Here is a 15,652-nt window from a genome sequence, read left to right on the forward strand (position 1 = left end):
GGCCCGCGGCCCCGGTCGCGTGGCAGCGTGCGGCGGCATGGCTGACGGCGTGTGGAACGAGCAGGTGGCGCGGGGGTACGACGAGGCGTCCGCGGACATGTACGCGCCCGAAGTCCTGGACCCCGCGGTCGACTTCCTCGAACGCCGCACGGCTCCCGGAACGGACCGCGCCGCCGCCCTGGAGTTCGCCGTGGGGACCGGCCGCGTCGCGCTGGCGCTGAGCGCGCGTGGCGTCCGTACGGCCGGGATCGAGAGCAGCGAGCCCATGGCACGCGAGCTGGGCGGGAAGCCCGGCGGCGGCGATGTGCCCGTCACCGTCGGGGACATGACGACGGCGCGGGCCCCGGGCACGTACGGCCTGGTGTACCTCGTCTACAACGCCATCACCTGCCTCCTCTCCCAGGACGACCAGGTCGCGTGCTTCCGCAACGCCGCGCGCCATCTCGCTCCCGGCGGCCGGTTCGTGATCGAGGTCTTCGTGCCCGAACTGCGGCGGCTGCCGCCGGGCGAGACCGCGCGCCCGTTCCACATCGGCACCGGCCACCTCGGCTTCGACACGTACGACGTGGCCAACCAGCGGGTGGTCTCGCACCACTACACGATCGCGGACGGGCAGTGCACGACGTTCCTCTCACCGCACCGCTACGTGTGGCCCGCCGAGCTGGACCTGATGGCCAGGCTCGCCGGCCTGGAACTGGCCGAGCGGTGGGCCGACTGGCACGAGGCGCCGTTCACCTCGTCCAGCCGGTCGCACGTCTCGGTCTGGCGGAAGCCGCCGCGGTAGCCGCCGCGCCGTGCCGGGACCCTGGGAGCGGGACCGCCGCGTTGCCAGCCTGAAGCCGTCGTGTCCACCTCCGCCGAAGTACGGCGCGGACTGGACCGAGAAGTACACCCTGGCCCACGAGGCCATCCCCGGAAACCCGCCCGAGCGGGAGTCCATGGACCTGCACAACAACGAGGTCGGCAGACGGATCGCCCAGGCCCACCCCGACGCGAGCGAAGAGGAACTGGCCGACCTCGTCGAACAGGCCGTACGCGACGGCGAACATGGTCGTGATTCCCGGGGGCGGCGGCCGCCTGGCCTTCAGCGACGAGATCGGGCCCGGCCAGACAGGCGACCCCTCCCTCCCCGCCCCCGAGAAGGGGCAGGACCCGGAGTCGGGCTCGACGGACAGCGGCGGCTCCGGCAGCGCACAGGACAGCGGGGCGGGGAGCGGAAGTTGAGGCGCGTTGTGGGAAGCAGGCTGACACGCGGTCCGGGACGCGGACCGGGACGCGGACCGGGACGCGCGCTGATCGCGGCGGGCACCGCGGCCGTACTGCTGTGCGGCGGGGCGTGCGCGGGCAGGGAGGACCAGGTGAGCGACTCGTATCAGGTGGGCGACGGTGCGGGCGTGGCGCACGACAGGGAACTGTCGGAGAAGCTCCGCGACCTGAGCGGACGCGGCGGGACCGCGAAGCTCGCCGATCTCACCGAGTTCGCCTGGGAACGGGTGCACGTCTTCAGCGAGGGCGCGTCGGCGGGGGACGTCGAGCGGACGGCGGGCGAACCGGTCCTCGGCGGCGAGTTCTACTACGACGCGGGCAACCTGCTCGTGTTCGAGTACAACGGCCGGGTCTCGAAGGCCGTTTCGGTGGTGCCCGACCTCCTGGTCATGGACGGCAAGCGCACGTGTGACGCGGGCACGGTCCTGAGGCCGCAGTCCGCCACGCGGCCGGCGACGCTGAAGCTGACGGAGACCTAGGTGTATTGATCATGAGCGTTGTTGACACTGGCCGGTCTTGATCACGGCGAAGACCTCCGGTGTGGTGGAGGTGTCTAGGCTTCACCGCACACGGAGGTCTTCGTGTCCCACCGTAATGCCCGGCTGACCGTTCACGGCAGGAGGATCCTGGTCGAACGCGGCCGTTGGTCGAGATGCCTGCGGTGTCGGCGGATGCGTTGGCGTATGTGATGTACACGTCGGGTTCGACGGGTGTGCCCAAGGGTGTGGCGGTCACGCATCGTGCGGTGGTGGGGCTGGCGCGGGATGCGCGGTTCTGCGGTGGTGCGCACGAGCGGGTGCTGCTGCATTCCGCGCAGGCCTTCGACGCGGTGACGTATGAGATGTGGGCGCCGTTGCTGGGCGGGGGCACGGTGGTGGTGGCGCCGCCGGGGAAGCTGGACGCCTCCGTCCTGGCCGACGTGGTGGCGGAGCACGGTGTGAGTGCCGTGTTCCTGACGGCGGGGCTGTTCAGGGTGGTCGCGGACGAGCGGCCCGACTGCCTGTCCGGTGTGCGCGAGGTGTGGACGGGCGGGGAGGTGGTCTCGCCGGCCGCCGTGGAGCGCGTACGTGCCGCCTGCCCGGGATTGCAGGTGGTGGATGTCTACGGGCCGACGGAGACGACCACTTTCGCGACGTGCTTCCCGATCCCCGAAGGCCCTGTTCCGGGGTCGGTGCCGATCGGCCGTCCGATGGACGGTATGCGGGTCTACGTGCTGGACGGGGCGCTGCGTCCCGTGCTGCCGGGTGTGGCGGGGGAGTTGTACATCGGTGGTGCGGGCCTGGCGCGCGGCTACGCCGGGCGTCCGGCCCTGACGGGTGAGCGCTTCGTGGCGTGCCCGTTCGGGGAGCCCGGTGAGCGGATGTACCGGACCGGGGACGTGGTGACGTGGGGTCCGGACGAGGGCCTGGTGTTCCAGGGCCGCGCCGACTCCCAGGTGAAGATCCGCGGCTTCCGCATCGAACCCGCCGAAATCCAGGCCGTGCTGGAGTCGCACCCCGGCGTCGCCCACGCCGTCGTGATCCCGCACGAGAGCCGCGGCACCGGCCGCGGCAAGCAGCTCGTGGCGTACGTCGTGCCCGCCGGCACCGGCGACCCCGGCACCCGCCCCAAGGACAGCAACTTCGGCGCCATCGCGCTCGATTCGAGCTTCGTCGTCGGCGACCTGCGCGAGTTCGCCGCGGGGCGCCTCCCCGGCTTCATGGTCCCCGCCTTCTTCGAGGTGCTGGAGGAACTGCCGCTCACGGCGAACGGCAAGCTCGACGTCGCCGCGCTCCCCGAGCCCGAGATACGCGGCGCCGTCTACCGCGCACCCCGTACGGACGCCGAGGAGACGCTCGTCTCCCTCTACGCCGAGGTGCTGGGCCTGGGCCGCGTCGGCATCGACGACGACTTCTTCGCCGTCGGCGGCGACAGCATCCAGTCCATCCAGGTCGTCTCCCGGGCCCGCGCCCAGGGCCTGGAGATCGCCTCCCGCGACGTGTTCGAGTGCCGTACGGTCGCCGAGCTGGCAGAGGTCGCCGAGGCGAACCGGCAGGCCGGAGCGCCGCCCGTGCTGGAGGAACTGCCCGGCGGCGGCACCGGCCCGATGCCGCTGCTGCCCGTCGCGGAGTGGGTCAAGGACTGGGGGCCGGGCTTCGACCGGTTCCTCCAGACGATGGTCCTGGAGTTGCCCGCCGGCATCGACCGTCCGGGACTGGCCGCGACCCTCCAGGCCGTACTGGACCGGCACGACCTTCTACGGTCCCGGCTGGACGCCCCCACGGACGAAAGGGCCGGCCGGCTCGTCGTCGCACCGCCCGGCTCGGTCACCGCCGACGGCCTGATCCGGCACGTCGCCTGCGACGGCCGCTGGGACACGTACGAGTGGCGCAGCCTGCTGCTGGACGAACTCGACGCGGCGGCCGTACGGCTGGACCCCGCGGGCGGCGTGATGGCGCAGTGCGTGTGGTTCACGCCGCCCGATCCCGCCGAGCCCGGGCGGCTGCTGCTGGCGCTGCACCACCTCGTGGTCGACGGCGTGTCCTGGCGCGTCCTCATGCCCGACCTGGCGCGTGCCTGGCAGCAGGTACGGGCGGGCGGCGCGCCCGAGCTGCCCGAGGTGCCCACCTCCGTACGCCGCTGGGCGCACGCCCTCGCGGACGAGGCCGCGGCCCCGGCGCGCGTGGCGGAACTCCCGCTCTGGCAGGCCGTGGTGGACGGACCCGACCCGTTGCTGGGCGCGCGGCGCCTCGACCCGGCCGTCGACACCCGGGCCACCACCGGGAAGACGTGGGTGCAGCTGCCGCCGCAGGTCACCGAGGCGCTGCTGACCGCCGTGCCCGCGGCGTTCCGCGGTGGTGTCAACGACGGGCTGCTCGCCGGGCTGGCCCTCGCGCTCGCCAAGTGGCGCCGCGAGCGCGGCGTGGACGAGTCCTCGGCGCTCGTACGGCTGGAGGGCCACGGCCGCGAGGAGGAGGCGGTTCCGGGCGCGGACCTGTCCCGTACGGTCGGCTGGTTCACCAGCGTCTTCCCGGTGCGCTTCGACCTGGCCGGGCTGGACCTGGACGAGGCGTTCGCCGGCGGCCGCGCCGCGGGCGAGGCGGTCAAACTGGTCAAGGAGGCACTGCGGGCGCTGCCCGACAAGGGCCTCGGCTACGGCCTGCTGCGCTACCTCAACCCCGGGACCGCCGAGGTGCTGCGGCAGCACCCCCTCGGCCAGGTCGGCTTCAACTACCTCGGCCGGTTCTCGGCCGCCGCCGACATGCCCGAGGAACTGCGCGGCCTCGGCTGGACCCAGGCCCCGGAGGCCGCCGGCATCGAGGAACTGGCCGAGCTCGACGCCGCCCAGGACCCGCGGATGGCCGCCGCGGCCGAACTCGACATCAACGCCTCCGTCACCGACACCCCCGAAGGCCCCCGGCTCGGCGCCCTGTTCACCGCGCCCGCCGGTGTGCTGACCTCCGAGGAGGTACGAGAGCTCACCCGGCTGTGGTCCGACGCGCTCGCCGGGCTCGCCCGGCACGTCGCCGCCCCGGACGCGGGCGGGCTGACGCCCTCCGACGTGCCGCTGGTGTCCGTCAGTCAGGACGACCTGGAGGCGTGGGAGGAGCGCTACCCCGGGCTCCAGGACGTGTGGCCCGCCACCCCGCTCCAGTCGGGGCTGCTGTTCCACTCCCTGCTGGAGGACACCGACTTCGACCCGTACCAGGTGCAGTACACCCTCCATCTGTCCGGACCCGTCGAGCCGGAGCGGATGCGGGCCGCCGGGCAGGCGCTGCTCGCCCGGCACCCCAGCCTGCGGGCCGCGTTCGTACCGGACTTCATCGGCGACCTCGTACAGCTCGTCCTCGGCCGCGTCGAACTGCCCTGGCAGCACATCGACCTGAGCGGCCTGCCCGACGGCGAGCGCGACCCCGCCTTCGAGCGTGTCCTGCAGGACGACCTCGCCGCCCACTTCGACCCCGCCGAACCACCCATGTTCCGGCTGACCCTGGTCACGACCGGGCCGGGGCGGGCCGAGCTCGTGATCACCGCGCACCACGTCCTGTTCGACGGCTGGTCCGTGCCGCTGATCATGCAGGACCTGCTGCGGCTCTACGCGTCCGAGGGCGACCCCGCCGCCTGGCCGCGCGTACGCGGCTACCGCGACTTCCTCACCTGGCTCGCCCGGCAGGACTCCGCCGAGTCCGCCCGCGCCTGGCGGCGTGAGCTCGCGGGCGTCACCGAGCCCACGTCCGTACTGCCCGAGTCGCCGGCGGGCGGCGAGGGCGGGCGGGCCGGCCTCGGACAGACCGGCATCGGACAGGTCGACGTGCCGCTGTCCGGCGAGGACTCCCGGGCCCTCTCCCGGCGCGCCGCCGAGGTGGGCGTCACCGTGAACACCGTCGTGCAGGGCGCCTGGGCGACGCTGCTGGGCCAGCTGAGCGGCCGGCAGGACGTCATGTTCGCCTCCACCGTGTCCGGGCGGCCGCCCGCCGTGCCCGGCGTGGACTCGATCGTCGGGACGTTCCTCAACACCATTCCCGTACGCGCCCGCTGGTCGTCCTCCGACACCTTCGCCGACCTGCTGTCCGGCATCCAGGAGCGGCAGGCGGCGCTCATGGACCATCACCACTACTCGCTGACGCAGATCCACGAAGCCGCCGGGCTGGACGCGCTGTTCGACTCCATCGTCGGCTTCGAGTCCTTCCCGATGAACCACGCGGGCCTCAGCGAGGCGAGCAAGGCGGCGGGCATCACGATCAGCGGGATACGGCTGTTCACCGCCACCCACTACCCACTGACGGTGATGGTCTTCACCGACTCCGACACCCGGCTGCGGCCCGCGCTCCAGTACCGGCTCGACACCCTCGACAAGGAGGCCGCCGAGCTCCTCGCGGCCCGGTTCGGCACGATCCTCCGGCAGATCGCCCACGACCCGGGCCACCGGGTGAGCGCCGTCGACGTGCTCGCACCCGGCGAACGGGAGCGGCTCGGCGAACGGCAGCACGGCCCCGCCGTGCCCCTGCCGGAGCGCACCGTGCCCGAGCTGTTCGCGGAGTGCGCGCGGCGCGACCCGGAGGCCGTCGCGGTCACGGCGGGGGACGTCGTCCTCGGCTACGGGCAGGTCGCCGAGGCCGTGGACCGGCTCGCCGGCCGGCTGCGGCGGCACGGCGCAGGGCCCGAGAACGTCGTCGCGGTCGCCCTGCGGCAGCCCGTCGACCTGGTCGTCGCCACCCTGGCCGTGCTCACGTCGGGCGCCGGCTGCCTGCCGCTCGACCCCGCACACCCCGCCGCGTACCTGCGCCGCGTCCTGGACGACGCCGCGCCCGCGGCGGTCCTCACGGACGCCGCCACGGCCGCCGTCCTGCCGGAGGGCGTGCCGCGGCTGCTGCTCGACGGACCGGAGCACGACCCCGGGCACGGACCCGTGGACACCTCCGGGCACGACCCCGCGTACGGCTCCGTGGACGAGCCCGTGCCCCCGGCGCCCGCCATGGGTCAACTGGCCTTCCTCTGGTACGCGTCCGGCCACCCCGACGGCGCCCGCCCCGTCGCGTACACCCACCGCGGGCTTCTCGCGGCGGCCGTCGCCGCGGGTGCCGAGCAGCCCGAACGGGCCGCCGTCCCGCTGGGGATGGGCCCCGGGCTCGGACCCGACGTGTTCGCCACCGGGCTGTGTACGGCCCTCGCCGCCGGCCGCACCCTCGAACTGGGCACCGCGGCACCCGCCGCGTCCGCCGCCCCGGCCCGCGTCGCCGGCACCACGACGCCGCCCCCGCGCGGCACACCGCCCGCGAACGTCCGCGCGTACCTGCTCGGCCCCGGGCTGACCCCCGTACCGGAGGGCGCGGTCGGCGAGCTGTACCTCGCCGGGCCCTCGCTCGCCCGCGGCTACCCGGGGCGTACGGTGGACACCGCGGCGCAGTTCGTCGCGGACCCCTGCGGGCCGCCCGGCGCGCGCATGCTGCGCACCGGCGACCTGGCGCGGTGGGGCGCCGGCGGGCTGCTCGAGTACGAAGGGCGGAGCGACGGCCAGTTCACCGTGCAGGGCGTACGCGTCGCACCGGACGAGGTGGCCGACGTGCTGGCCGCGCACGACGCGGTCGGTGAGGCACTCGTCCTGGCGTACGACCAGGGCGGCGACGTCCGCCACCTGGTCGGATACGCCGTAATCAGCCCCGGCGACGGCGCCACCGACGACGGCCCCACCGGCGAGGACCTGCGCGCCTGGGCCGCGGAGCGGCTGCCCGCCGCCCTGGTCCCGGCGGCCGTCGTGCCGCTGACCGAGCTGCCGCGTACGCCGGGCGGCGCGCCCGACCACACCGCGCTGCCCAAGCCCGACCTCGGCGAGGGCACGCACCGCGCGCCCCGCACGCCGCAGGAGGAGGCCCTCTGCGAACTGTTCGCGGAGGTCCTGGAGGTCGAACGCATCGGCATCGACGACGACTTCTTCGCCCTCGGCGGCAACTCCCTGCTGGCCACACGGCTGGCCAGCCGCATCCGCAAGGTGCTCGGCGTGCACGTCGCCATCGGCACCGTCTTCCAGCACCGCGACATCGCCGGGCTCTCCCGCACGCTGCAGGACGCGACGACGTCCAAGCGACCCCGTCTGCGCAAGATGAACAGGAGTGGCGACTCATGATCCCCCTTTCTTTCGCGCAGCGTCGGCTGTGGTTCATCGACAAGTTCCAGGGCGCGTCGGCGACGTACAACGTCCCCTTCGTCCTGCGTCTGACCGGTGATCTGGACACCGACGCCCTGCGTGCCGCCGTACGAGACGTGGTGGCCCGGCACGAGAGCCTGCGCACGCTGATCGTCGAGGATGCCGACGGCGTACCCGGGCAGCACGTGCTGCCCGCGTCCGCGGCGGAGGCATGCCCGGAGACCCCGCTCGTGGACGTCGAGCCCACGGCGCTGGACGAGGCGGTACGGGACGCCGGGTCGTACACCTTTGACCTGTCCGCTGAGATACCCGTACGCACCACGCTGTTCCGGCACGCACCGGACCAGTACGTCCTGCTGCTGCTGGTCCACCACATCGCCAGCGACGGCGAGTCCATGGCGCCGCTCGCCCGCGACCTGGCCGCCGCGTACACGGCACGGCACGAGGGCACCGAGCCGGGCTGGCCGGAACTCCCCGTGCAGTACACGGACTACACGCTGTGGCAGCGTGAGCTGCTCGGCGACGAGAACGACCCGGACAGCGTGCTGTCCGAGCAGGTGCGCTACTGGCGCGAGGAGCTGGCCGGGGTGCCGCAGCCGCTGCGGCTGCCCACCGACCGGCCCCGGCCGCCCGCCGCCAGCCACCGGGGCGGCGTCGTCCGCTTCCCCATCGACCCGGAGCTGCTCGCCGCCGTCGAGGAGCTCGCCCGCGACCGCGAGGTCACCGTCCCCATGGTGATGCAGGCCGCGCTCGGCGTGCTGCTGCACCACCTCGGCGGCGGCGACGACATCGCCATCGGCTCCACCATCGCGGGCCGCACCGACGACGAACTCGCCGAGCTCGTCGGCTTCTTCGTCAACACCTGGGTGCTGCGCGCCGACCTGTCCGCCACCCCCACGTTCGACCAGGTGCTGACCCAGGTGCAGCGCAAGGCGCTCGCCGCGTACGACAGCCAGGACGCGCCGTTCGAGCGGCTGGTGGAACTCCTCAACCCGGAGCGCTCCACCGCGTACCACCCGCTGTTCCAGACGATGTTCACCTGGGAGAACGAGGCCTGGCTCGACCTCGAACTCCCGGGCGTCACCGGGCGCCTGGAGGCCGTGTCCACTCCGACGGCCAAGTTCGACCTGGAGTTCAACTACTTCAAGGACCCCGACCGGCCGGGAATGCTCTGCTACCTGGAGTACGCCACCGACCTCTTCGACCACGCCACCGCCGAGGCCATCGGCGCCCGCTACCTCCGCCTCCTCGACGCGGTCGTCACCGAACCCGGCCGGCCCGTCGCCCTCGCCGACCTGCTGGATGCGGGGGAGCGGGAGCGGGTGCTGGTGGAGCTGGCGGGTGGTGTGGCGGTGCGGCCGGAGGTGTCGGTTGCGGGGTTGGTGGAGCGTTGGGCGGTGTCGTCGCCGGGTGCGGTGGCCGAGACGTAGCCCTAGACCGTGGGCGGCAGCGTCAAAGGGGTATACGGGGCGGGGAGCAGCGGGGGGACACGGGGGAGAGCCTGGAACGGGTCGAGGCCGCGACGGCGGCGTAACCGCCGGATTCGCGCGCTGACCTCCCCGTTCCCCTTCTCGGCGGCACCGTTTTCCACCGCACCCGTCGTGGCGATCTTCGAGCGATACGGCGATCCTGTGCCGCGGGTAGTGACATACCGAGCGGTATGCACTGAGAATCGCAGCACCATTACCCGCCCGTAAACTCGGGGAGGCACCCGGTGCTCAGCACGATGCAGGACGTCCCGCTCACCGTCTCGCGCATCCTGCGCCACGGCTCGACCGTCCACGGCAGTTCGCAGGTCACGACCTGGACGGGAGAGAAGGAGCCGCACCGCCGCAGCTACGCACAGGTCGGCGAGCGGTGCGCGCAGCTCGCCCACGGGCTGGCCGACGGGCTCGGGGTGCGCCGGGGCGACCGGGTGGCCACCTTCATGTGGAACAACGCCGAGCACATCGAGGCGTACTTCGCCGTCCCCTCCATGGGCTCCGTCCTGCACACCCTCAACCTCCGGCTCCCGCCCGAGCAGTTGGTGTGGATCGTCGCGCACGCCGCCGACCGCGTCCTCCTCGTCAACGGCTCCGTGCTGCCGCTGCTCGCGCCGCTGCTGCCGCGCCTGGACAGCGTCGAGCACGTCGTCGTCGTAGGCCCCGGCGACACCTCCCTGCTGGACGGGTGCCGGCCCGCCGTGCACGAGTACGAGGCGCTGCTCGCCGGGCGGCCAACCCACTACGACTGGCCCGACCTCGACGAGCGCGACGCCGCCGCCATGTGCTACACCTCCGGCACCACCGGCGAGCCCAAGGGCGTCGTCTACTCCCACCGCTCCATCTACCTGCACGCCATGCAGGTCAACATGGCCGAGTCGATGAGCCTGACGACGCGGGACACCACCCTCCCCGTGGTGCCGATGTTCCACGTGAACGCCTGGGGGATTCCGCACGCGACCTTCATGACGGGCGTCGGGATGCTGATGCCCGACCGGTTCCTGCAGCCCGCGCCTCTCGCCGAGATGATCGAGGCGGAACGGCCCACCCACGCGGCCGCCGTCCCCACCATCTGGCAGGGCCTGCTCAAGGAGCTCGCCGAAACGCCCCGCGACATCTCCTGCCTCGAGACGGTCACCATCGGCGGCGCCGCCTGCCCGCCCGCGATGATGCGGGCCTTCGAGGAGCAGCACTCCGTACGCGTCTGCCACGCCTGGGGCATGACCGAGACCTCGCCGCTGGGCACCATCGCCCACCCGCCGGCCGGGCTGACGCCCGAGGAGGAGTGGCCGTACCGCGTGACGCAGGGCCGCTTCGCCGCCGCCGTCGAGCCGCGGCTGCGCGGCCCGGACGGCGGGTTCATGCCGTGGGACGGCAAGTCGGCGGGCGAACTCGAGGTGCGCGGGCCGTGGATCGCGGGCGCGTACTACGGAGGCGCGGGCGCGGAGCCGGTCCGGCCCGAGGACAAGTTCAGCCCGGACGGCTGGCTGCGTACGGGCGACGTCGGCGTGATCACCCCCGACGGCTATCTGACGCTGACGGACCGCGCGAAGGACGTCATCAAGTCGGGCGGCGAGTGGATCTCGTCGGTCGAGCTGGAGAACCAGCTGATGGCGCACGAGGCGGTGGAGGAGGCCGCGGTGGTGGCCGTTCCGGACGAGAAGTGGGGCGAACGGCCGCTGGCGGTCGTCGTCCTGAAGGAGGGCGCGGGTGACGTGACGTACGAGGAGCTGCGTGCGTTCCTCGGCGAACGTGTCGCGCGGTGGCAGCTGCCGGAGTGCTGGGCGCGTATCAAGGCGGTGCCGAAGACGAGCGTCGGGAAGTTCGACAAGAAGGTACTCCGTGCGGAGTACGCGGCGGACGCGCTGGACGTCACCCGGTTGTGACCGGAGACGGCACAAGTAAGGGGCGCCCTCCCTGGAGGGTGCCCCTTACCGCTTACTGCCGCTTACCGCGGACTGCTGCGGAGGCCGGTCAGTTGGCGCCGATCTTGGCGAGCAGGTCGACGATCCGCGACTGCACCTCCACGCTCGTCGAGCGCTCCGCCAGGAACAGCACCGTCTCGCCCGACGCCAGCCGGGGCAGCCCCGCCGGGTCCATGTCCGCCGAGGTGTAGACGACGAACGGGGTGCGGTGCAGCAGCCCGTTGCCGCGCAGCCAGTCGATGATCCCGGCGCGTCGGCGGCGTACCTGCATCAGGTCCATCACCACGAGGTTCGGCCGGATCTGCGCGGCGACGTTCACCGCCTCCGAGTCCGACGGCGCGTGCGCGACCTGCATGCCGCGGCGCTCGAGGGTGGCGGAGAAGGCGCCCGCGATGGCCGCGTTCTCCTCGACCAGCAGCACCCGCGGTGGGTGCTGCTCGCTGTCGCGCGGGGCGAGGGCCTTGAGCAGGACTGCCGGGTCGGCGCCGTACGCCGCCTCGCGCGTCGCCTGCCCCAGCCCGGCCGTGACCAGCACCGGCACCTCCGCCGCGACCGCGGCCTGGCGGAGCGACTGGAGGGCGGTCCTGGTGATCGGGCCGGTCAGCGGGTCGACGAACAGCGCGGCGGGATACGCGGCGATCTGCGCGTCGACCTCCTCGCGGGAGTGGACGATCACGGGGCGGTAGCCGCGGGCGGACAGCGCCTGCTGCGTGGAGACGTCCGGTTCCGGCCATACGAGCAGCCGCCGCGGGTTGTCGAGCGGCTCGGGCGGCAGCTCGTCGTCCAGCGGGAGTTCGGGCGCGGCCATGCCGCCGGGACCGTCGGTGACCTCGACGGCTCCGTTCGGCCCGTCCAGCGGCTCCGGCCCCTCGGCCGCGCCGACGTCGGGCGCTCCTATGGCGAACTCGCGGGCCTGCGGCTGCGGCTGGTGCCCGGACTGCTGCGGCTGCGGTCCCGGCGGCGGCTGTGCCCCGGGCTGCGCCGCCGAGCGGTCGCCGTTCTCCGACGGGGCCGCCAGCTTGCGGCGCCGGCCCGAGCCGGGCGGCGGCGCGGGCGTCGACGGAGTCGACGGGATGGCCGGTGCGGGGGCGGGCGCCGGGCCCATCGCCTGGGGCTGCTGCTGGCCGGTTTGCTCGCCGCCGAGGTTCCGGGAGAACGGCACCCCCTGGCCCAGCGTCCGTACGCTTATACCGCTCGGCTGGTCCTGCCCGTACGGCTCCACTTCGGCGCCCGGCATCGGCAGCGCCTGGGGCGGCGTGGGCTGCTGCGGCAGCGGTCCGCCGCCGAGGATCGGGCTGGCGGCGACCACCGAGTGGTCGGCGACACGCGGGTCGGCGGGCTGCTCGGCGGACTCGGCGGCGGCCGGCTCCGACTCGGGCAGCGGCTGCGGGTCGCCGCTCGGGGCGGGCATCGGCTGGGCGCCCGGGAGCGGTTCGGAGGCTCCGGTTCCGTGCCCCTGTCCGTGCCCGTGTCCCTGACCGGCGCCGGTTCCTGCTCCTGGTACGGCTCCGGGTTCTGCGCCGAGGCCGGCCGGGCCGTCCGGCGTCCTCGGGTCCGGACCGGGCGGGGGAAGGGCGAACGGCTCGTTCGACGACGGCTGGCCCGCGGCCTGCTCCTCCGCGCGCGCCCGCGCGGCGGCGAGGCGCCGGGCGCGGCGGCCACCGCCCGCGACGGCCGGAGCGCTGCCGGGGTCGCCCGCGCCCGGGTCCGCGCCGCCCGCGCCGGCGTCCGCGCCCTGCGTACCGGCGGGCAGCGCCGTCTGGCCCGTCCCGTTCGCGTGGCCTTCGGCGGCTCCGCCGCCGGGGCCCAGCGCGGGGAGCGGCGTGGCGCCGGAACCGTGCTGTGCCTGGTGAGGAATCGATTGGCCGTGCGGACCCGAGCCGGTCTGCTCCGCGCTCCGCGGGTCCGCCTCACCCGCGGCGCCCGCGGCGCCCTCGGCCGGCGGCGCCAGTACGCGCCGTGCTCTGCGCCCGGTGCCGGGCTGCGCCGCGCCGTGCGCGTTCTCCTCCGCCGGGGCACCGCCCGTACGGGGGCCCGCGGACAGCGGACGGCGCGCCGACTGGCCGTCGGGCGCGGCCTGTTCGAGCTGCCCGCCCGGTGCGCCCGCACCGTACTGCTCATCCTGTCCCTGCGCCGCGCCCTGTCCGGCCCCCGTGAACTGCCCGCGCGGATCGACCCGTTCCAGCTGACCGCCCTCCGCGGCCTGCGCCTGCACCTGCGCCTGCGCCTCCGCCGGGCTCGGCCGGCCCCGGCGGCGCCCCGTCGGGCGGGGCTGCTGCGCGGACACGTCCGGCGGCCCGCCCTGCGCGGGTACGAGGCCGCCGGCGGAACCCTCCGACCCGCGTCCGTCCGACCCGCCCGCGTGCGACCCGCCCGCGTGCGCGGCGGCCCCGCCCTGCGTGTCGCCGCCGTCCGGCGCTCCCAGGTGCTGTGCCGCGTGCTGCGCCCCGTGCGCCCCGCCCCCGGACGACGCCTGCCGCGCCGCTTCCGTGCCGCGTACCGGCTGCGCCGGCACCGGCATCACCGTGGTCTCGTTCTCGCGCGGCAGCGCGTGGTCTCCCGAACCCCCGGCAGGGACACCGGCGCCGCCGCCCGTCCCCGTACCGTTCGCGCCGACACCCGTACCGTTCGTACCGCCCGCGCCGCCGCCCGCGCCGCCGCCCGCGCCGCCGCGCGCGCCGCCGCCCGTACCGCCGCCGTTCGTGCCGCCCGCGCCCGGCTCGCCGCCGTTCGCGCGCGCCGTCACCGCGGCCCCGGCCGTGACCGGCACCTCCAGGACGTACGCGCTGCCGCCCGCGGCGCCCGGCACCTCGTGCGTCTGCAGCACGCCGCCGTGCTGCCGCACGATGCCGCGCGCGATCGGCTCGTGCACCGGGCTGCCGCCCTCGTGCGGGCCGCGCACCTCGATCCGTACGACATCGCCGCGCTGCGCCGCCGCCACCACGATCGTGGAGTCGCCGCCCGCAGCCGCCGTCACCGGCGCGCTGCCGGTCGAGTCGACGCCCGCCACGTCCGCGATGAGATGGGCCAGCGCCGTGACCAGCCGCTCCCCGTCCACCTCGGCCTCGATGGGCGGCGCGTGCACCGCGAACTGCGCCCGCCCGGGTCCGATCAGTTCGACCGCGCCCTCGACGCCCGCCGCCACCACGCTGTCCAGGGCGAGGCGTTCGAGCCGCAGCTTCTCCTGGCCGGCGTCCAGCCGCTGGTAGCTCAGGACGTTGTCGACAAGCGTCGTCATACGGGCATATCCGGCGGCCAGATGGTGCAGCACCTGGTTCGCCTCCGGCCACAGCTGCCCCGCCGGGTCCGCCGCGAGCCCGCTCAGGTCGCCGCGCAGCTGGTCCAGCGGGCCGCGCAGGGCGTCGCCGAGGACGGCCAGCAGCTGCGCGTGCCGCTCGGCCAGCGCCTCGTACGGGCGCCGGTCGGTGAAGGTCAGCACGGCGCCGACGAGTTGCTCCCCGTCCCGTACCGGCGCCGTGGTCATGTCGACGGGCACCGGCTGCCCGTCCTTGGCCCACAGCACCTGCCCGGCCTTTACGCGGTGCTTGCGGCCGGAGCCGAGGGTGTCGCTGAGCGGCGTCTCCTCGTACGGCAGCTGGCTGCCGTCGGGACGCGAGTGGTGCACGAGGGAGTGCAGGTGCTTGCCGCCGAGGTCGCTGGCGCGGTACCCGAGGATCTGCGCTGCGGACGGGTTGACGAGGACGACGCGGCCCTCGGTGTCCACGCCGACGACGCCCTCGGACGCGGCGCGCAGGATCATCTCGGTCTGGCGCTGCTGGCGGGCGAGTTCGGCCTCGGTGTCGAGCGTGCCGGTGAGGTCCCGTACGACGATCATGAGCAGTTCGTCGCCCGTGTACTGCTTGCTGCGGCCGGGCCCCGGCGGCGGCGTCCCGTGGTCGGCCCAGGCGGCCTCGAACGAGGACTGGTACGTGGTCCGCCCGTCGGCGACGTTCGCACTCGTCACCTCGACCAGGAACTCACTGCCGTCCGTACGCCTCGCGACCATGCGCGTCGGCTTCGTACGGACCTCGCCCTCGTCCTCGTCCGGCCGGCGCATCGAACCCGGGATCCGCTTGGAGTCGAACTCCGGGAGCAGATCGAGCAGACCGCGCCCCACCAGCGCGGTGCCCGGGGTCTCGAACGCCTCCAGCGCGATGGCGTTCGCGTTCACCACGGTGCCGTTGCAGTTCACGAGCAGCAACGCATCGGGCAGCGCGTCGAGTATGGCGGCGAGGCGAGCAGCGCCTCGGGATGGCCTGCTGCTCACGACGGTGCATCCTCCCTGTAACCGCATGGTGCCGGTGACCTGCCGCCCGTTGCTCCGGCGGCGGCTGTCCAGTCTGCCGCCCGCTCCG

Annotated in this window: 7 protein-coding genes and 1 pseudogene; 7 read left to right on the top strand and 1 reads right to left on the bottom strand. The window is 74.3% G+C overall.

Annotation, left to right across the window (positions count from 1 at the left end):
* Nucleotides 1–37: 37 nt before the first annotated feature.
* The 7 genes and pseudogenes from DVA86_RS33670 to DVA86_RS33695 all read left to right on the top strand — a co-directional run bounded on the left by DVA86_RS33670 (nt 38) and on the right by DVA86_RS33695 (nt 11,258).
* Nucleotides 38–784 carry a methyltransferase domain-containing protein gene (locus DVA86_RS33670; RefSeq protein ID WP_208883977.1) on the top strand — a complete coding sequence of 249 codons (747 nt, stop codon included), beginning with the start codon at nt 38–40 and terminating at the stop codon, nt 782–784.
* 10 nt (nt 785–794) lie between these two features.
* Nucleotides 795–1,031, top strand: a pseudogene (locus tag DVA86_RS36380) (DUF6973 domain-containing protein); the annotation flags it as partial.
* 16 nt (nt 1,032–1,047) lie between these two features.
* On the top strand, nt 1,048–1,224 hold the full coding sequence (locus tag DVA86_RS33675) for a hypothetical protein (protein ID WP_208885646.1): 177 nt from the start codon (nt 1,048–1,050) through the stop codon (nt 1,222–1,224).
* A 134-nt stretch (nt 1,225–1,358) separates the two neighbouring features.
* The gene (locus tag DVA86_RS33680; protein ID WP_208883979.1) at nt 1,359–1,745 is read left to right on the top strand and encodes a hypothetical protein; all 387 of its coding nucleotides are present in this window, start codon (nt 1,359–1,361) and stop codon (nt 1,743–1,745) included.
* A 206-nt stretch (nt 1,746–1,951) separates the two neighbouring features.
* Complete coding sequence (locus tag DVA86_RS33685; protein ID WP_425470958.1) at nt 1,952–7,870, top strand: condensation domain-containing protein; 5,919 nt, start codon at nt 1,952–1,954, stop codon at nt 7,868–7,870.
* Nucleotides 7,867–9,321 (top strand): condensation domain-containing protein, encoded by a 1,455-nt coding sequence (locus DVA86_RS33690; RefSeq protein ID WP_208883982.1) that lies wholly within the window; start codon nt 7,867–7,869, stop codon nt 9,319–9,321. The genes DVA86_RS33685 and DVA86_RS33690 overlap by 4 nt, the downstream gene beginning before the upstream one ends.
* Nucleotides 9,322–9,605: 284 nt before the next feature.
* Entirely contained in the window at nt 9,606–11,258 is a 1,653-nt protein-coding gene (locus DVA86_RS33695; protein WP_208883984.1) for a long-chain fatty acid--CoA ligase, read from the top strand.
* Nucleotides 11,259–11,346: 88 nt separating this feature from the next.
* On the opposite strand, the gene DVA86_RS33700 is transcribed toward DVA86_RS33695, so the two are convergent.
* Complete coding sequence (locus tag DVA86_RS33700) at nt 11,347–15,564, bottom strand: hybrid sensor histidine kinase/response regulator (RefSeq protein ID WP_208883985.1); 4,218 nt, start codon at nt 15,562–15,564, stop codon at nt 11,347–11,349.
* Nucleotides 15,565–15,652 lie beyond the last annotated feature (88 nt).

Origin of the sequence: Streptomyces armeniacus, from assembly GCF_003355155.1 — a bacterium.
Taxonomy (GTDB): Bacteria; Actinomycetota; Actinomycetes; order Streptomycetales; family Streptomycetaceae; genus Streptomyces; species Streptomyces armeniacus.

Bases quoted from the DNA above. Each gene is read 5' to 3' on its own strand.
- DVA86_RS33670 (WP_208883977.1), top strand. From the start codon at position 38: ATGGCTGACGGCGTGTGGAACGAGCAGGTGGCGCGGGGGTACGACGAG.
- DVA86_RS33675 (WP_208885646.1), top strand. From the start codon at position 1,048: ATGGTCGTGATTCCCGGGGGCGGCGGCCGCCTGGCCTTCAGCGACGAG.
- DVA86_RS33690 (WP_208883982.1), top strand. From the start codon at position 7,867: ATGATCCCCCTTTCTTTCGCGCAGCGTCGGCTGTGGTTCATCGACAAG.